Here is a 17,919-nt window from a genome sequence, read left to right on the forward strand (position 1 = left end):
ATCGTCTTTTTAATGATTTTTGAAGTATAGTTTTAATTATTGTGCTTTTCCATAGTCTCTCTGTACTTTTCCATGGCTTCTTCATATTTAGCCATTTCTTTTTCAAATATTTGTTCGCGTTTAGCCATTACTTCCTCAATTTGTTTTTCATAAGCACTCATATCAGGTTCGAATGACTCCATCTTTTTTTCGAATTCTTTCATTTTTTTCTCAAACGATGCCATCGCCTTTTTATCTTTTACATCCGACGGAACAGTAGGTGGAGCAGGTAGTTTTGACATATCAGGAACCGGGGGTGTTGGCATTGGTCCTTCAGGAAATTTTGGAGGAGTTGGAGGAGTTGGAATATCCTTACCGTTAAAAGTTTGGGTTCTGGTTTTGGTAACTATTCTAATTGTTTTTTCTTTTTTATCGACATCCATTTTGTCAATGGTATTTTGATCTAAACGGTTTAATTCATTTTGAGTTACCTTTTGACCATTGATATAAATGTCATTCTCATTAAGCATTTTGGAGTGCTCATTTGTAATTATTCGGATTTCTTGTTTGTCTTTATTTTTATTGACATCCATGGTTGCAATTTTATCCGGATTTAATTTATCCAAATCATTTTGACTAGCTTTTTCTCCATTAATATAGATTTCTTTGTTTATGATCATTGGTTCGTCTGGTGAAACGATACCGCTCTTGGTATTCATTTTATCCTCTGCAGCGAACTCTATTGCTAACATTCCTGCTGCGTTTTTTGAAATTACAATTCCGAACGTTTTTATAGCCTCGTTTCCTTGGGTTTCCATAACTTTTGATATTTCGTTTCCTTTTTTCAATTCAGCTGTTATAGCAATTAGTTCATTATCTGAGTTTCTTTTTACATTAGAAAAAGTAGCTATAATACCGTAAGCATCTTTCATAGCTGAGGCTTTTCCATCTAATTCTTCATCTGTTGTGTTTTTATTTATTTTGTAAACATCTACGGAATTAGGATCTGTTTTTTTGTTTTCAATTTCTTGAATTTCTACAGTTTTCTCTTGCGCAATAGTTTTAATTTGGAATAAAAACACAAATACCGCTAGTATTGGAAGTATAAAGGCGTACTTCCAAGAATTCCATTTTTTTGATTGATTTTTGTTTAACATAACGATTCGTTTTTTGATTAATGATTGATAAAAATGATTGGTGATGGCAACACAATTTTCGTGTGTTGTTATTTTTAGAAGTGTGATTTGGTATGCTTTTTTGTCTGATATTTTCTTTGTGGCTTCGTTATCGGCAATGAATTCTAGGTTTTGCAAAATCGCTTTTGTATACAACCAAACGAATGGATTGAACCAAAATACAATACAAAACAGTCTCGAAATTAACACATCGATCGTGTGGTTTTGTTCGCTGTGGACTTTTTCATGTTCCAAAATATTTTCCAATTCAGAAGCTGTGTATAAATCCGAATTGTAAACAATAGTATTGAAATAAGAAAATGGCGCAACATTTTCTTTAAGATCTATAAATTTAAAGTCGGCTTGCTGCTGAATGGATTTTCCTTTTAAAACAATATTTAAGCTATAAAAGTCAAAGACAAATTTGGCCAGTAGCAGCAGCGTACCGATTCCGTAAGCAATAGCTGTAAGTACTGGTAAGTAATCTTCAAATGTTTTTTTCTGCGTATAGTTCGTAAGTGGAATATTGGACCAATCCATTGGAGTTGTAGCTGGTTCTACCCAGATTATTTTTGTAATAACAACAAAAGGCAGGAGAACGGAAGTAATTAGGCCTGCAAGTAGAAACCAGCGGTTACTGTTGAAAAAGGTTTCTTTTCGCAACATGAAAAAATAGGCTAAATAAAATAGGACAATTAGTCCACTGGATTTGATGAGATAAATAAACAGTGCTTCCATGCTATGTGTTTTTATTTTATTCTACTTTACTAATTCTTTTATTGCTGTAACTAAACTCCTATTGATAGGAATTATTTCTCTTCTTTTTGATTTTCAATCATCATCAGAATCTCCCGTAATTCCGCTGCAGAAATTTTCTCTTCTTTAGCAAAAAAGGAGACCATATTTTTATACGAACTATTAAAGTAGTTATCGATTGCTGTATTCATGAAACGTTTTCTATAGTCTTCTAAACTAACGATAGGATAATATTGATGAGTATTTCCAAAGGCATTATGAGAAACAAAGCCTTTTTCTTCCAGATTGCGCACAATAGTGGAAAGGGTGTTGTAATGTGGTTGGTCTTCAGTGATTTCGGCCATGACTTCTTTTACAAAAGCTTTTTTGAGCTTCCATAAAATGTGCATGATTTCTTCTTCTTTGTTGGTTAACTTTTGCATGATTTTATTATTTGAATCAAACTTACAACTATATTTCTAGTTACGCAACTATAGATATAGTTAATTAACTAAATTTTTAGTTTTTAGTTGATTTGGACTGTAATTATGGAATCCAAGAGATAGGGTTAACCTTAAATATAATGAAATTTGGAAGTAGAAAGACTTTGGATGAGAGCGGTGTTACGACAGGAACTAGAATGTGTACGGATTTACTTCAAGTGTATTATGACAGGAATCTGGAGTGCGTGATTTGCAGCTAACTACCAAGGTAGTATCTATAACCAGACAGTAGAAAAGGGTCTCCTGTACTGTTATACTGAGAAGACCCTTTTTCTAAATGTAGTTATATAAAAAAAAATTTTAATGGGAATTAATTTTGTTCATTTTGAACAAGTTTTTGCAGCCAAATACAGCCTGCAACCGATAGAATGCCTAAAGTACCCATGATAAACCAATTGCTTTGATAACCAAAATGGGCAATGATTTCAAGTCCGGTTTTTGAACTTGCTATATGTGCTAAGCTGAAACTCATCGTAAACAAAGCCATGTAGCGGCCTTCATGTCCTCTTGGTGCCCGACTTAAGGCAAATGAATTCGAAAATGGGAAGATAAACATTTCTCCAAAAGTGATAAAAATGATGCTTACAATTAGTATTCCAGCCCATGTATTGATCATTAAAACATAGAAACTAATGGACATAAGCAGGGAGCCCCAAAGGATAATTTTTAGTTTATCAATATTTTTTCTTTGGCTGATGCTGACAATTGGCATTTCCAGAAAGAAAATCAATAATCCGTTTAATGATAATAAAAGTCCGCTTTGAAATTCTGTAAGTCCAAATTTTTCAGCGTGATACAATGGTAAAGTGGTGAAAAGCTGAAAGAAGAGCATTGCTGTAATAAAGCAGACAAATAGAAAGGTCCAGAATATTTTGTCTTTGAAAACGGAAGCAGGTATTTCTGTTGTGCTGGTGTCGGCATTTAAATCGGCAGGTTTTTTACGTTCTTTTACCAATAGTGTAAAAATTAAAATCGATACAATACAAGAACTCCCGTCTACCCAAAAAAGCCCACTATATCCCAAATACATGATTATTAAGCCTCCCAAAGCAGGTCCTGCAGTAAAGCCTAAATTAACTGCCAATCGCACTAATGTCAGTGCTCTGGTGCGATTTTCAGGTTTGGCATACGTCCCAAGAGAAACGAACATTGCCGGACGAAACATATCGGCGACGGTCATGATAAAAAACATTCCAATACACAGTCCCCAAAAAGTACGGATGTATTGTACTAGGAATAACAGGATTCCACTGGTAAATAAACTGAAAACCATAATTTTATAAAATCCAATTTTATCAGATAATTTTCCGCCCAGCCAGGATCCCAACATGGATCCAAAACCAAAAGCTACCATAATCCATCCTACCTGTGCATAGGAGAAATTCAGATCTTCTTTCAGGTATTTGGATAGAAAAGGCAGAACCATCGTGCCGGCGCGATTGATAAAAGTAATTAAGGTAAGAATCCATACTTCTCTTGTGAATCCTTTAAAATTATTAATGTAGCGTTGGAAAGCGGTTTGGATCATATATAAGTTCTAATTTTGTAAAGGTAGAAAACTTTGTAACGATGCGTCTTTGTACCATTGTAACTTTTAAACTATTTTTGCTTAAAATTATAAAAATGAGAACGCTATTCGCTTTGGTTTTTTTGTTACAGTTTAACTTTGGCATTGGCCAGGAGAAATTTGATGTGGCAGCTGTTGCCAAATTTCAAAAAAAAATAAACACTGAATACGCAGATGTCAAGACCAGTCCTTTGACACCAGAAGATCTGGCTGTATTTGAAGGATTGGATTTTTACCCTGCCAATAATACTTTTTTTGTAAATGCTAGATTTGTCAGAACAAAAAAAGAAAAACCATTTAAGATGGAAACCTCTACCGACAGAAAGCCTTTGTATGTAAAATCCGGAGAAGTTTTTTTTACGATTGATGGTCAGGATTTTAAATTGAATGTTTACCGAAATATTGAACTTTCGAAAAAAGCATCCTTTGAAGATTATTTATTTTTACCATTTTCTGATTTGACTTCGGGTAATGAAACTTATATTGGTGGAAAATATATCGATTTGAGAACCCCGAAAGGAGACACAATTGCGATCGATTTCAATACTTCTTACAATCCGTACTGTGCTTATAATCATAACTATTCGTGTCCAAAAGTTCCTTTGGAAAACGATTTGAATATTGAAATAAAAGCAGGTGTTAAAAAATTTCACGACTAATGGAGTTCTTTAATTTACATACACATAAATATACAAACCAACCTGATTTGTTGGAGTTAGTCAATCAGTATCCATGGGAGTTCGATGCAATGATTCCATTTTATTCCATAGGAATTCATCCTTGGTTTATTGTTGAAGACCGATTGGAATCTGATTTTGAAATAATCGAAAGCAAATTGCAGAATTCAGGTTGTCTTGCTGTGGGCGAATGTGGACTGGACAAGCGCATCGAAATTCCGATGGAATTGCAACGGCTAGTGTTCGAAAAGCAATTGCTTTTGGCACAGAAATATAAAAAACCAGTGGTGATCCATTGTGTTGCTGCTTTTCAGGAATTGATTGAAATTACGAAAAAGTTAACTATTTCGGTTCCAATACTGATTCATGGGTTTTCTAAAAGCGAACAGTTGGCAAAACAGTTACTGGATAATGGATTTTATATTTCCTTTGGAAAATATTTATTACAAAATCCGGAACTGGAAACGGTTTTTAAAAATATGCCGAAGGATCGATTTTTTCTGGAAACCGATACAGCAACGGAAAGTTTGGCGACGGTTTATGCTTTGGCGGCAAAATACAAAGGAATTTCGGTAACAGAAATTCAGAAACAGGTAAATAGTAATTTTGATACTGTGTTTAACAAAAAAAACAGATAAATAAAGTAACGAATAAATTTTTATTATGGCAGAGTGGACAGAAAGAGCCGAACTTTTATTTAAAAAAGAAGGTTTAAATAAATTGCAAAATGCAAATGTATTAGTTGTAGGACTTGGTGGAGTAGGTTCTTTTGCAGCAGAATTTTTGGCAAGAGCTGGAGTGGGGAAAATGACGATTGTAGATGGCGATGTGGTTGATATTACCAATATAAACAGGCAATTGCCTGCTTTGCACTCTTCAGTGGGGCAACCCAAAGTTACTGTTGTAGGGGATCGTTTAATGGACATTAATCCAGAATTAAAATTGACACGCGTGCAAGAGTTTCTTTCACCCGAGCGTGCTTTTGAGATCGTTTCGGAGGAATTCGATTATGTTTTGGATTGTATTGACAGTGTGACTCCAAAATTGAATCTGATTATTGCAGCAAAAAGAAAAAGAGTAAAAATCATAAGTAGTATGGGTGCCGGTGGAAAGATGGAAGCTTCCAAAGTAAAAGTAACGGATATCACAAATACAGTCAATTGTTTCTTTGCGAAAACGATCAGAAGACGATTAAAAGAAGTGAAAATTGATAAATTAAAAGTGGTGTTTTCTTCTGAAATTCAAGACGAATCAAGTTTGAAAATGACCGATGGTTCCAATTTTAAAAAATCATTTTACGGGACCAATAGTTATATGCCAGGTTTGTTTGGTTTATATGCTGCTGAAACGGTGATTCGATATTTACTTAAAAAAGAGTAGTCAGATTTCAGCAGATAGCGGAAAGCAGATTCAAAAAACTAAAAAACAAAATGATACAAACAGTAATTTTCGACATGGATGGTGTAATTGTCGACACAGAACCAGTACACCGTTACGCCTATTTCAAACAATTTGAAGAAATGAACATTGCAGTCACCGAAGAAATGTATACTTCATTTACCGGAAATTCCACTCGAAATATATTTCAGAAATTAAAAGAAAAATTTAATCTTGAGCAAGATGTTGAGGATTTGATTTTGAGAAAAAGAGCCATTTTTAATGATGCTTTTGATAGCAAAGAAGATTTGGAATTATTGGAAGGTGTTGAAAAATTAATCAAGGAATTGCACCAAAACGGAGTGCAGTTGATTTTGGCTTCCTCCGCTTCAAAAGTTACTATTGAGCGTGTTTTTCGTCGTTTTAAGCTGCATGAATATTTCACGCATGTGGTCAGTGGAGAAGATTTTCCTAAATCAAAACCACATCCTGCCATTTTTGAGCACGCTGCTTCATTATCGATTGTTCCAAAGGAAAGCTGTATTGTAATTGAAGACAGTACAAACGGAATTAGAGCTTCGAAAGCTGCCGGGATTTTTTGTGTGGGTTACAACAGCATTCACTCAAAAGATCAGGATTTATCAGAAGCAGATGTAGTGATCCAACATTTCAATGAATTAGGTTTTGATGAAGTGCAAAATATGGATTCTAAATTAAGGAATAATTAACATTTAGGAATAACTGAATTTGTAAATTTGGAAACATAAAAACTTATAATATGAAAAAAATACTTATTGCATTAGCGATCATTATTGCAAATTTTGCTATGGAGGCGCAAGTAAAGACTCCTCAATCAAGTCCGAAAGCTACAATTATTCAAGCGGTGGGCTTGACAGATGTGGAAATTAATTATTCTAGACCTAGCGCCAGAGGAAGAGCTGTTTTTGGTAATTTGGTTCCTTTTGGAAAAGTATGGAGAACAGGAGCAAATGAAAACACAACGGTATCATTTAGTGATGATGTGGTTATTGATGGCAAAACCTTGAAAAAAGGGAAATATGCTTTGTATACGATTCCGAAAATTGAAAGTTGGGAAATAATATTTTATTCTACTACTGATAACTGGGGTAATCCGGAAGAATGGAAAGAAGAAAATGTAGCGCTTAAAGCTACTGTTACTCCTGAAACGCTATCAAAAAATGTGGAAACATTTACTATTGGAATAAGTGGTTTAGACAATAATTTTGCTTTTTTAGAAATATCTTGGGAGAATTCGTATGCAGCTTTAAAATTTGAAGTGCCTACACAGAAAAAAGCAACCGCTAACATAGAGAAAGCATTAGCTGGTCCAGCTGCCGGAGACTATTTTTCTGCAGCACAGTTTTTATATCAGTCGAATGGCGATAATGCAAAAGCATTAGGTTATATAAACAAAGCTTTGGATATGAGTACAGAAAAACCGTTTTGGTATAACAGGTTGAAATCATTAATACAAGCTAAGCTTGGGGATAAAAAAGGGGCTATTGAGTCTGCTAAATTATCACTTGCAGCAGCAGAGGCTGCTAAAAACCAAGACTATGTAAAAATGAATAAAGAAAGTATAGCCGAGTGGAGTAAAAATTAAGTATTCGCACTCCTTCTTAGCTGAAAAATCCCGTCTAATTTTAGACGGGATTTTTTATATAGTAACATTAATTAGTTTTTTGCTTTCTAAAAATAGTCCATTGTAATAATGAAGATATTACAATTGTTAGCAAGGCTCCGATGAAATTGAGCCATAAATAACCTAGCTTTTCTTCTCCGCTGGGGTATATATAAATGGCGAAATAATAGATTATGAAAATGGTCAGTTGGCTTATTATGGCGCTGCTAAAAATGGCTTTACCATGAACTTTTTTGATATAAAAACCAACCAGAAAAATTCCCAAAACAGTTCCGTAAAAAATGGATCCTATGATATTTACCAATTGGATTAAATTTTCGAATAGTGTACCGACACAAGCAAAAAGAATGGCGATAATTCCCCACACCAGTGTGAAAAACTTTGTAGCATTGAGGTAATGCTTTTCTGATTTTTCTTCTTTCAGATTACGTTTGTAAATATCAATTGCAGTTGTAGATGCCAAAGCATTGAGCCCGGATGCTGTTGAAGACATGGCTGCAGAAATAATCACAGCAAGCAATAAACCAATAAGTCCCTTAGGTAAATAATTCAGGATAAAGTGAAAAAACACATAATCTTTATCATTGGTTTCACTGTTATTGTCAGCTTTTAGGATAATTTCTTTAGCACGATCTCTCAAATCTTTTTCTTTGTTGGATAATGCAATTAATTCTTTGCGAAGACTTGGATTGTCATAATCCTGATTGAGCTGATCGATATACAATAGATTGATAACCTTTTTGTCTTCGGATAAAGCATCCAGTTTTTTTTCTAAAACGTGATACTCATCTTTGAATTGTGATTTCTCAATGGCTATTTTATTGTTGGGATTAAAATTTAAAGGAACAGGATTGAATTGAAAAAAAACAAAAACCATAACTCCGGTCAGCAAAATAAAAAATTGCATAGGAACTTTTAAAAGGCCGTTCATGATTAATCCCATTTGACTTTCCCGCACAGATTTTCCAGATAAATAACGTCCTACTTGCGATTGATCAGTACCAAAATAAGCCAATGCCAAGAAAAAACCTCCCGTGATACCACTCCAAAAAGTGTATTTTTCCTCTGGATCAGTTGAAAAACTCACAATATTCATTTTATCATTTGCCCCTGCAATGTGCAAAGCATTAGTAAAAGTCATATCATTAGGTAAATAATGTAATATGAGGAAAAATGTGATTAACATTCCTGACATGATTACAAACATTTGTTGTTTTTGAGTCACGTTTACCGCTTTTGTCCCACCGGAAAACGTATAAATAATTACCAAAACACCGATTATGATATTCATAATGGTAAGGTTCCAACCCAATATTGCGGATAAAATAATAGCCGGAGCATATATGGTAAGGCCTGTTCCTAAACCTCTTTGAAACAGGAAAAGTATGGCGGCAAGTGAACGTGTTTGTAAATCAAATCTTTTTTCAAGGTATTCGTAAGCGGTATACACTTTGTATTTGTGGTACAAGGGGATAAAAGTTACGCAAATAACTACCATGGCAATAGGCAATCCGAAATAGAATTGTACAAATCCCATTCCGTCGTGATAGGCCTGTCCGGGAGTTGAAAGAAAAGTAATGGCACTGGCTTGTGTAGCCATTACCGAAAGTCCAACCACATACCATGGCGTTTCGTTACCACCAAGAATAAAATCTTCAACATTTTTACTTCCTCTGGTTTTCCAGGCTCCATAAATTACAATAAATAGTAAAGTTACTATGAGTATGACCCAATCGAATAGTTGCATAATTTAAGAGTATAATTCCATTATTAGATAAAAAACTAAAATATAAATGGCATTGGCTACAAGGACACAAGTGTAGTTTTTTTTCCAGGTTTTTATTTTTTTTGGGTACATTTTATTTATTTTTTAAGGCTTAATTTTTTGGGCAGGGATTTTAATAGCTGATTTTAGCGAAATCATATTTGATAATAATCGATAAGCGCCGGGAATACCTTCAGGTAATTCTCTAAAAAAACTTAAACCGGTATAAATATAATACCCTTTTCCGTAAGGAGCGACTAATAAGGCGCCATCTTTTGGTGTTTCTCCTTTATCATTTGACGATAGGATAGGAGTGAAGGCTTTATCAAATTCTTTAGGATAGTACAATCCTTGTTCTTGTTTCCAACCTTCAAAATCTTTTGATGTGATTTTATTTGGTGAATTCATAATGGGATGATCAGGCGCTAAAAATCGAACTTCAGCATTTTCTTCAGTGACTCTGTCACGTGAAATTTTTAGCGGAAACGGAGCAATATTTACAGGAACAACATCATCGGGAGTATTGTATTGTACCAGCATTGTTTTCCCTTCTTTTACAAATTCTAATAAAATATTTTGTTTATTGGCTAATGCGTGTACTGTATTATAAGCTCGTACACCGGTGATAACCACATCAAGGCTGGCTAGTTTTTCAGGTGTTATTTCTTCTGCTTTCAAGAGGGTTACTTTGTAACCCATTTGTGCCAAGCTTTCAGGAACTTCATCTCCAGCTCCCATAATGTAACCAATTTTTTCCGCGTTGGTTTTTAAATCCATCTTGATAAATTTGGCTTCGGCTGGTTTTAATACCTGTTGTTTTGTAATATGATTGTAATCGATGATAACCTGGTCTTTATCGTATCGAATATTGTTAATGATGGCAATACTTTTGGCTACAACTGCATCAGGCTGATTTGGCGGAGTTACCTCAAAATAAACGATTTGTTCTGTTCCCTTTTTTTCTAAATTAAAGGGAATTAATTTTGGGGAAACGATCCAATTATTGGGTAGTTCCAGTTGTAGATTCCCTTTCACCGCATCTTTTCCAGCTTTGATTTTTACAGCTACAGTTTTATTTTTAGTATCCTTAAAAAGTGATACTTTATCAAGTATAGTTGTTGTTATCTCGGGAACAATGTCTAAATAATTATACATTTCGCCTTTTACGTCATCATTGTATTTATAGACAACGTTTCGTTCAAAAGGGATTTCGACTCCATTGATTTGGATATTAAAAACTACTTTTGTTACACGAATAATATCAGGAATACCGATGTTTTTTTGTTCTTCAACGGCATACATCCCAACTGTTCCTTTGTCTTTTAACCAATACGGCTGGGTGTAGTCGATGGTTGGTGGTAATTGTAAATCGAGCGTACTGTTTTTTAGTATATTATTGTTTAAAGGGATGTTTTGTGGAGTGTTCTTTTGTTCTGGCAAAGTGGATATGCTTATTAATTGCATCGGAATGGCACTTCTGTTGATAGTCTCAAGCTTTAGTTTGACAATGCTGCCTGGAGTTGCTTCTTGATTTTGGGCAACTGCTTCCAAATACAATCCAGAACATGCCGCAATAATTTCTTTGATGGCATTAGATTTTAGTACTGTCCAATGTTTTTCATCCAAAGCTTGTATCATGGTATAGGCTTTTACCAAATTGGGAATACTAGCCGAAGGATTGGTATGATCATATTGAGCAGCAATTGTTGCTACTAATTCTCCAATGGGTTTTCCACCTTTTACTCGGTTCCAGCTTGTATCGATCCCTTCAAAAAGAGACGATTTGTTTTTTAAGGCTTCACCATTTATAAATTCTAAATATTCTGTTTCCTCACCGCGACTTCCGGTACTTCCAAAACCTTGAGATTGATGGCGGCTGCGGCTCAGAGCTGCAATTTCCTGGTTTGATTTTCCTATAGATGGAAAATAAGTACCAATTTGCATCTCTGATAAATTTGATTTATCAGCGGCATCAAATTTTTCTTTGCTGCCATAAAACCACCATGATGTATTAAAAAACTGGCGTTTGGTTTGCCACGGCTGAACCGATTGCAGTTGTTCAGGAAAAATTGCGGGATTATTGGCCAAATCAAAACTTTCTACACTCAGCATTGCCGATGCAGTATGATGACCGTGTGTCGTTCCTGCTGAACGATGGTCAAAGCGATTGATAATTACATCAGGCTGAAATTTTCTGATTGCCCAGACAATATCAGAAAGGACTTTTTGTTTGTCCCAAATCTCTAAAGTTTCAGTTGGGTTTTTGGAATATCCAAAATCATTGGCACGTGAAAAAAATTGTTCTCCACCATCAATTTTTCTGGCTTCTATGAGTTCTTGGGTACGAATGACACCTAGTAATTCCCGTAATTGAGGGCCAATTAAATTTTGGCCTCCGTCGCCTCGGGTCAAAGACAGATAGCCGGTTCTTGCTTTAGTCTGATTTGATAGATAAGAAATCAAACGGGTATTTTCATCATCCGGGTGTGCAGCTATATAAAGTACAGAACCTAAAAAATTAAGTTTTTGGATTTGATTGTAAATTTCAACTGCATTTGGTTTTTGATGGTGTTGCGCAATTGTTATTTGAAAACAAAAAAGAAATACGACAATAGTTTGTAGGTGTTTTTTTTGCATTTTTTTAAATTTAATTTGCAATAGCTTCAAATGTAGGAATTAAATAATTTTTTCTGAAATAGTTTTGGGTTTTCTTTAAAATAAAAATTTGATTAAACAAAAATAGAGAGAACCAATTTTGGCTCTCTCTATTTTTATTCTTTTTGATATTAAATTTCAGGTATTAGTCTCTTCCATGACCATTTCCATTTCCGCGTCCATTTCCATGTCCATTATTTCCATGATCACGATCTCTATTGTCTCTATGATTATCATTTTGTCTGCGATTATCATAGTCTCTACGGTTATCATTTTGTCTACGATTATCAGCTACTCTGCGGTTATCATATTGTCTATGGTTATCGTATTGTCTATGGTTATCATATTGTCTGCGGTTATTATTGTGTCCTATAGATCTTTGTTCTCTACCATGGTAGCCTCTGTAATATTTTACTTTATGATGATTAAAGTTATTATAAGGTCTTGAACCATGATAATCATTCAATACTACTTTGTATCCGCTGTACAAATCATAATTTCTGTAATGTCTTGGTAAATATCGAGATCGTACCCATCTTCCTCCACCATAATAAATAAATTGTGTTGCTCTTACATCGTAATATGCTTCTACATCTGGCAAATAATAGTATTCTGCTTCTGCATATCCTACAGGACCCCAAGATGGAGCTGAACCTATATTTAAACTTACTGAAACTTGTGCGTGTATTGCACTAGAGGCAAAAAGGATAATTCCTACGGCGATTAGTTTTAATGTTCTCATTTTTTTAATATTTATAGATTTATAATTTTAATAGTTACTCTTTGGTAATACTTTTTTTGTAAATCCAACAACTGTGCCAATATAAAATAATTAACATTTAAATATCTATTTTCTTTCTTTGCTCCAATAAAAAAGAGAAGCTTTGGGGGCTTCTCTTTTTTATATTTATTTGAATAAAATTATACCAAAAGAATCAATAAAAGAATAACAATGATTATTGCGCCAACAGATAAGTAAATACCGTGTCCGGTAGTTCTTAACTCAGCGTTAATCGCACGTACTTCTTTACGAAGTGCTTTTTTCTCTGAGGATTTCATAGAGGATTTATCCATTGCCTTAATCTCATCTAAACGGGAAAGCAACTTTTTAACATTTTCAGGAACTTCTTTACTATTGCTTGTTACTGTAATTGGATTTTTTTCAGCGGCAATAATTGTGTTTGGAACAACAGTTAATGATAATACCATCATCATTAAATAAAAGGTGAGCTTTTTCATCTTGTTTATGGTTTTTTGGTTTAACAATATTGTTAGTGTAAATATAAGAATAATAAGAATAATTTTTTACAAAATTTTATAAATTATTTAGAAGAAATATATTATATATGCTTAATAGACAGTATGTTATTTGATTTTACAAAACAGTTTAATTTTAGCGTCTTTTTATGTTTTAAAGGTCGGGAGTATAAGAATTGGGTAAAAGTTAGAAAGTATGAAACCCTTATAAAAATGATTTTCATAAGGGTTTATAGCAAAAAAAGAGAGCCCAATTTGGACTCTCTTTAAATTTAGATCAATACGTATTAATGTTTTCCATTTCCATGACCATTGTTTCCTTTTCCATTATTACCGTTGCTATTTCCATTACTATTTCCGTTGCTTTTATTACCATTGCTTTTGTATGCTTTATGGTTGTTATTGCGATTAGAACCTATAGATTTTTGTGGTTTACCTTTGTATCCTTTATAGTATTTTACTTTATGATTTTTAAAGTTGCTATAAGGTCTTGAACCATGATAATCGTTTAAGACTACTTTGTATCCATTGTATAAATTATAATTTCTGTATTGTCCAGGCAAATTTCTGGATCGTATCCAATTTCCTCCACCAAAATAAATAAATTGTGTCGCCCTGATATCATAATAGGCTTCAACGTCTGGCAAATAATAGTAGTCTACGTTAGAGTATCCTACAGGTCCCCATGATGGAGGTGAACCTATGTTTACATTTACAGAAACCTGGGCTTGTATTGCACTTGATACTAATAGAATTATACCAACGGCGATTAATTTTAATGTTTTCATTTTTTAAATATTTAATTAATAGTTATGTAATGTTACTAGTTTGTGTTACTATTTCTTACGTAAAGCCAACAACTGTGCCAATTTTAATAATTAACGTTTAATTGGGGCGTTGGTTTTCATAAAAAAAGAGAAGTATTCTAGCTTCTCTTTAAATTTTATTTCGAAAACTGATTACAATAAAAGAATCAATAAAAGGATAACAATTATAATTGCACCAACAGATAAATAAACACCATTTCCAGTTGATGCTAACTCAGATTTAATAGCACGAACTTCTTTACGAAGCGCTTTTTTCTCTGAAGATTTCATGGAAGATTTGTCCATCATTTTTATCTCATCTAAACGAGAAAGTAAAACTTTAACCTCTGCAGGTACTTCTTTAGGATTGTTTGATACTGTTGTTGGATTTTTTTCAGCAGCAATAATTGTGGTTGGAATTACACTTAATGATAATACCATCATCATTAAATAAACAGTAACTTTTTTCATCTTGTTTTTGTAGTTTTAGTTAATACTATTTTTAGTACAGTAAAGATAAAGTATAACTACATGTAGGTACTTATAGAATTATAGGTCAGAATTATATAATTCACACCTTATAGAAAAAGGGGTGGTGGTATAACTCGTTTTAAACCAGACGTATTAAATATTTTTTTTTATTTATAAATAACGGTTCGTGGCTTCGCCAATTCAAAATCCTGAAAACCAAAATCCGTGGTTTCAAAAGAATTAGTTTTGAAAATATTTTCGCCATCACGAGGAATTGACGGGTAATAGGAAAGCGATATTTGAAAAGAACTAAATACCAAATAATCATTATTTACAATAAATCCGATACCGATTTTAGAATATGCTTTATTTTTACCTAACTCTTTTTCGGGATTTCCCAGCATAGCGATTGAATAGTTAAAATAAGGATTCAATCTGAATCCCCAAAGGTTCCATGGCGCATAGGCCTGAGTTTGTAGTGTCAATACTGCTTTTTGGGTGCCATATTCGGCACTATTAAAACCAGATATTCCATAATTTTCATTAATTGTAAGCCGATCTCCATTAGAGTTTAAACGGTTGATACCAAGAATAAACTGGGGTTTTGCAAACTGTCGTAATTTCCATTTTCCAAGCGTAATTAAATTAGTGAAATAATTTGCCTGAAAAGAAAAAGCGGTCTGGGTTGTAATTGATTTATCAAAAAAGGAGCCTAGTTCAAAATTGGCGCTTAAAAATCCCCACTTATAGAAATTTCCAAATGCCGCTCTACCACCCAAGTAATAGCGTTCAGCGTTATTTTTAAGTTGATAGCCTCCTGTTATTCCATAAATTTTACCAATGGGAACGTCCTCTATGATTCCATTTTTAAAAATGTACTTATCCTCAAGGAATTTTCGAGAGGTAACACCAATACCGAAAAGTATAAATTTTTCATCGGAATAGAAATCAATAGGATCATAGGCAACCGTTGGACTTTCGATGTATTTTATATTTAAAAATCTACCAGATAAAATTAGATTTGTAGTTCTTTCTCCCTCTGTATTTCCTTTAAATATTCGAAAAGCCTGGCCTAGCCATAGATCTTGTGAATTGTATTTGAAATTTTGTTTGGCATAGGTCAGACTGGAATCCTGTAGTGTATCTTTTCTAAATTGTTGATCGATAGCAATACCACCGGCCCATTTTGTAAAAGGAGAATAAAAAGGGCGATCAACCGTTACACTTTTTCCATAGTAGCCGTCTAAGTCAATCTGATAACTTACCCTTGTTTTTATGTAGGTGTTTTTGATGTTGGGAATGCTATAGGCGAATTTGTAAGCGCTCTTTCCATCACTGAATCTCGTTTTGTATTCATTGTCAAATTCATGTCCAGACCCCAAAAAGTTACGCTCATTCAATTCAATAGTAGTCCTTGTGCCTGAAATGGAACCTTTTGGAATAATACTCCAAGAATCCAGAACACGAATGAATACATCGACAGAATCGGGATTGTTTTTGATTAACTGGGGTGTTATATTAGCCCTGTTGACATAGCGTTGCGTTCTAATTAAACGTTCTGATTCTTTTACCAATAAAGAATCCAGCGGTCTGTTTTTTCTAATGAGCAATAAATTCAGAATAGCAAGTCTCCTGGTTTTAATATGTATCCGGTTACCGGTTTCTTCTGCCCAGTTTCTAGGACCTTTTGTAGAATCAATTTCTGAAAATCCAAAAGGGTCTAGTGTTACAATATTTATATTTCGGATGATTTTCCCTTCAAAGGCAATGTATTTTTTTTGTATTACCTTTTTCTTTTTAGTTTTTAAATTAATTGGCTCAAAAATTAACTTGTGCAATACCTTGGTGAATTTTCTTTTTTTGGAAAAGGTTTGGATATCTCTATATACTTCGGAAGAATCTTTTTTAGGTTTATCTACCTGTGAAAAAGAAACCTGACAATAGGAGAGCAGTAATAAGATTAATATCAGTTTTTGTTTTCGGAGCATCTTAAAAAAATTAATTTTAAATAGATTTTGAGATTTAAGCGCCTAATTTTCAGTTCGATTTACATCAGATTCTGTAGTTGTTTCTGTAAACGTTGGAATTGCAATATCTGTTTTAATTATGGTTTTTTTTGGAGATATATCGGAATCAAACAAGGGGAATTTGATACTACGCCAAGTGTATGTTTTTGGTAAATGATCACCCATCAGGTAACCCCAGGGTTCTAATGCTTCTATCCTGTCAAAAATCACTTTAAGTACGGCAAGAATTGGAAGTGCCAAAAACATACCGGAAACTCCAGCGATTGCTCCTCCTATAATGATCCCAACAATCGATACAAATGCATTTATTTCCACTTTGGAGCTTACAATCAGAGGAACCAGAATGTTATTGTCAATTAACTGAACTACGATACTAATCACAATTACGCCAATAATTATTGATAAATCAGGTGAACCGGTAAGTGAAGCAACGATACTTAAAACTCCTGCAAATAGAATTCCGATGTAAGGAATAAGATTTAAAATTCCTGTGATAACTCCCAACAAAATAGCATATTTCACACCAATAACCATAAATCCAAGTGTTGTCATTGTTGAGACTAAAATCATTTCAATAATTAAGCCCACGATGTAACTGTTAATGGCTACTCTTATATTTGTTAGTATATCTTTTAACTGTTCATGGTTCTCTTTTTTGAATAACTTAGATAAAAACAGCAAAAAATGAGTTCTGTACAGAAGAATTAAAAAAGTATAAATAGGTATCAAAGTCAGATTTACTAAAGTATCCGTAAACGACATCAAAGTAGTGCCAATCAGCTCTTTTCCTTTTTCCATTGAATCTTCAGTGGCAGTATCTATATATTGCCTTTGTTCTCTTGAACTTAAATGAAAATTGTCTCTGATAAACCCTTGAATATTTCGGAGATGAATATTAATGTTTCTTTCAATTTTATCAAAATCAGCTGCGAAATCACTAATTTGAAAGGATAGAAAAACAAAAAGGCCAATAAAAAGCAACACGAATAAAAGCACTGCAAGCATTACTGCCAAAACATGCGGAAAACGAAGTTTAGATTTTAAAAACTGAACAATAGGATACAATAATATCGCAAATAAAAACGACATCATTACAGGAATCAATATGTCTTGACCAATATAAAAAATAAAGAGAATAGCCATTATACTCAGTAGAACCAGAGTTAGTTTTGCATAAAATGGGAATTTTAAAATGTCATTCATACCTTTTTTGTTTTTATTTATATTAAAAATCAATTATGATTAGTTCTAAGTTTAACAAG

General features: G+C 33.6%; 16 protein-coding genes. 5 read left to right on the plus strand and 11 right to left on the minus strand.

The features are described 5' to 3' along the window. Window positions 1-32: 32 nt before the first annotated feature. From ACNQGN_RS06495 to ACNQGN_RS06505, 3 genes are all read right to left on the minus strand, one after another. The gene (locus ACNQGN_RS06495; protein WP_417987031.1) at window positions 33-1,892 is read right to left on the minus strand and encodes a M56 family metallopeptidase; all 1,860 of its coding nucleotides are present in this window, start codon (window positions 1,890-1,892) and stop codon (window positions 33-35) included. 71 nt (window positions 1,893-1,963) lie between these two features. Further along, window positions 1,964-2,332: a BlaI/MecI/CopY family transcriptional regulator gene (locus tag ACNQGN_RS06500; RefSeq protein ID WP_417987032.1), complete on the minus strand. Its 369-nt coding sequence runs from the start codon at window positions 2,330-2,332 to the stop codon at window positions 1,964-1,966. A 370-nt stretch (window positions 2,333-2,702) separates the two neighbouring features. Next, entirely contained in the window at window positions 2,703-3,920 is a 1,218-nt protein-coding gene (locus tag ACNQGN_RS06505) for an MDR family MFS transporter (protein WP_417987033.1), read from the minus strand. A 95-nt stretch (window positions 3,921-4,015) separates the two neighbouring features. On the opposite strand from ACNQGN_RS06505, the gene ACNQGN_RS06510 reads away from it, so the two are divergent. Genes ACNQGN_RS06510 through ACNQGN_RS06530 form a run of 5 tightly spaced genes read left to right on the plus strand, consistent with a single transcriptional unit; the run spans window position 4,016 to window position 7,637 of the window. Next, entirely contained in the window at window positions 4,016-4,618 is a 603-nt protein-coding gene (locus ACNQGN_RS06510; protein ID WP_417987034.1) for a DUF1684 domain-containing protein, read from the plus strand. Beyond that, a complete protein-coding gene (locus ACNQGN_RS06515) occupies window positions 4,618-5,274 on the plus strand; it encodes a TatD family hydrolase (RefSeq protein WP_417987035.1) in 657 nt (218 codons plus the stop codon). Before ACNQGN_RS06510 ends, ACNQGN_RS06515 begins: the two co-directional genes overlap by 1 nt. Before the next feature lie 25 nt (window positions 5,275-5,299). Continuing rightward, on the plus strand, window positions 5,300-6,016 hold the full coding sequence (locus tag ACNQGN_RS06520; RefSeq protein ID WP_416836881.1) for a tRNA threonylcarbamoyladenosine dehydratase: 717 nt from the start codon (window positions 5,300-5,302) through the stop codon (window positions 6,014-6,016). 50 nt (window positions 6,017-6,066) lie between these two features. Continuing rightward, complete coding sequence (locus ACNQGN_RS06525) at window positions 6,067-6,741, plus strand: HAD family hydrolase (protein ID WP_417987036.1); 675 nt, start codon at window positions 6,067-6,069, stop codon at window positions 6,739-6,741. Between the two features lie 50 nt (window positions 6,742-6,791). After that, window positions 6,792-7,637: a DUF2911 domain-containing protein gene (locus ACNQGN_RS06530; protein ID WP_417987037.1), complete on the plus strand. Its 846-nt coding sequence runs from the start codon at window positions 6,792-6,794 to the stop codon at window positions 7,635-7,637. A 67-nt stretch (window positions 7,638-7,704) separates the two neighbouring features. Here the strand turns inward: ACNQGN_RS06530 and ACNQGN_RS06535 are convergent, their stop codons facing one another. The 8 genes from ACNQGN_RS06535 to ACNQGN_RS06570 all read right to left on the minus strand — a co-directional run bounded on the left by ACNQGN_RS06535 (window position 7,705) and on the right by ACNQGN_RS06570 (window position 17,860). Beyond that, window positions 7,705-9,423: a sodium:solute symporter family protein gene (locus ACNQGN_RS06535; protein ID WP_417987038.1), complete on the minus strand. Its 1,719-nt coding sequence runs from the start codon at window positions 9,421-9,423 to the stop codon at window positions 7,705-7,707. Between the two features lie 123 nt (window positions 9,424-9,546). Then, on the minus strand, window positions 9,547-12,078 hold the full coding sequence (locus ACNQGN_RS06540) for a PIG-L family deacetylase (RefSeq protein WP_417987039.1): 2,532 nt from the start codon (window positions 12,076-12,078) through the stop codon (window positions 9,547-9,549). Between the two features lie 163 nt (window positions 12,079-12,241). Next, window positions 12,242-12,838, minus strand: coding sequence for a hypothetical protein (locus tag ACNQGN_RS06545; protein WP_417987040.1), 597 nt, complete (start codon window positions 12,836-12,838; stop codon window positions 12,242-12,244). A 179-nt stretch (window positions 12,839-13,017) separates the two neighbouring features. Then, window positions 13,018-13,335, minus strand: coding sequence for a hypothetical protein (locus ACNQGN_RS06550; protein ID WP_417987041.1), 318 nt, complete (start codon window positions 13,333-13,335; stop codon window positions 13,018-13,020). Between the two features lie 305 nt (window positions 13,336-13,640). Further along, entirely contained in the window at window positions 13,641-14,141 is a 501-nt protein-coding gene (locus tag ACNQGN_RS06555; protein ID WP_417987042.1) for a hypothetical protein, read from the minus strand. A 171-nt stretch (window positions 14,142-14,312) separates the two neighbouring features. Next, the gene (locus tag ACNQGN_RS06560; protein ID WP_416852644.1) at window positions 14,313-14,630 is read right to left on the minus strand and encodes a hypothetical protein; all 318 of its coding nucleotides are present in this window, start codon (window positions 14,628-14,630) and stop codon (window positions 14,313-14,315) included. 167 nt (window positions 14,631-14,797) lie between these two features. Then, window positions 14,798-16,618, minus strand: a complete 1,821-nt coding sequence (locus ACNQGN_RS06565) for a BamA/TamA family outer membrane protein (protein ID WP_417987043.1) — start codon at window positions 16,616-16,618, stop codon at window positions 14,798-14,800. A 42-nt stretch (window positions 16,619-16,660) separates the two neighbouring features. Continuing rightward, on the minus strand, window positions 16,661-17,860 hold the full coding sequence (locus tag ACNQGN_RS06570; RefSeq protein WP_417987044.1) for an AI-2E family transporter: 1,200 nt from the start codon (window positions 17,858-17,860) through the stop codon (window positions 16,661-16,663). Between the last annotated feature and the right edge of the window lie 59 nt (window positions 17,861-17,919).

Origin of the sequence: Flavobacterium rhamnosi (assembly GCF_048286515.1) — a bacterium.
Taxonomy (GTDB): Bacteria; Bacteroidota; Bacteroidia; order Flavobacteriales; family Flavobacteriaceae; genus Flavobacterium.

Excerpts from the sequence above, each read along its gene's own strand:
- ACNQGN_RS06495 (WP_417987031.1), bottom strand. The coding sequence starts at position 1,892 with ATGGAAGCACTGTTTATTTATCTCATCAAATCCAGTGGACTAATTGTC.
- ACNQGN_RS06500 (WP_417987032.1), bottom strand. The coding sequence starts at position 2,332 with ATGCAAAAGTTAACCAACAAAGAAGAAGAAATCATGCACATTTTATGG.
- ACNQGN_RS06505 (WP_417987033.1), bottom strand. The coding sequence starts at position 3,920 with ATGATCCAAACCGCTTTCCAACGCTACATTAATAATTTTAAAGGATTC.
- ACNQGN_RS06510 (WP_417987034.1), top strand. The coding sequence starts at position 4,016 with ATGAGAACGCTATTCGCTTTGGTTTTTTTGTTACAGTTTAACTTTGGC.
- ACNQGN_RS06515 (WP_417987035.1), top strand. The coding sequence starts at position 4,618 with ATGGAGTTCTTTAATTTACATACACATAAATATACAAACCAACCTGAT.
- ACNQGN_RS06520 (WP_416836881.1), top strand. The coding sequence starts at position 5,300 with ATGGCAGAGTGGACAGAAAGAGCCGAACTTTTATTTAAAAAAGAAGGT.
- ACNQGN_RS06525 (WP_417987036.1), top strand. The coding sequence starts at position 6,067 with ATGATACAAACAGTAATTTTCGACATGGATGGTGTAATTGTCGACACA.
- ACNQGN_RS06530 (WP_417987037.1), top strand. The coding sequence starts at position 6,792 with ATGAAAAAAATACTTATTGCATTAGCGATCATTATTGCAAATTTTGCT.
- ACNQGN_RS06535 (WP_417987038.1), bottom strand. The coding sequence starts at position 9,423 with ATGCAACTATTCGATTGGGTCATACTCATAGTAACTTTACTATTTATT.
- ACNQGN_RS06540 (WP_417987039.1), bottom strand. The coding sequence starts at position 12,078 with ATGCAAAAAAAACACCTACAAACTATTGTCGTATTTCTTTTTTGTTTT.
- ACNQGN_RS06545 (WP_417987040.1), bottom strand. The coding sequence starts at position 12,838 with ATGAGAACATTAAAACTAATCGCCGTAGGAATTATCCTTTTTGCCTCT.
- ACNQGN_RS06550 (WP_417987041.1), bottom strand. The coding sequence starts at position 13,335 with ATGAAAAAGCTCACCTTTTATTTAATGATGATGGTATTATCATTAACT.
- ACNQGN_RS06555 (WP_417987042.1), bottom strand. The coding sequence starts at position 14,141 with ATGAAAACATTAAAATTAATCGCCGTTGGTATAATTCTATTAGTATCA.
- ACNQGN_RS06560 (WP_416852644.1), bottom strand. The coding sequence starts at position 14,630 with ATGAAAAAAGTTACTGTTTATTTAATGATGATGGTATTATCATTAAGT.
- ACNQGN_RS06565 (WP_417987043.1), bottom strand. The coding sequence starts at position 16,618 with ATGCTCCGAAAACAAAAACTGATATTAATCTTATTACTGCTCTCCTAT.
- ACNQGN_RS06570 (WP_417987044.1), bottom strand. The coding sequence starts at position 17,860 with ATGAATGACATTTTAAAATTCCCATTTTATGCAAAACTAACTCTGGTT.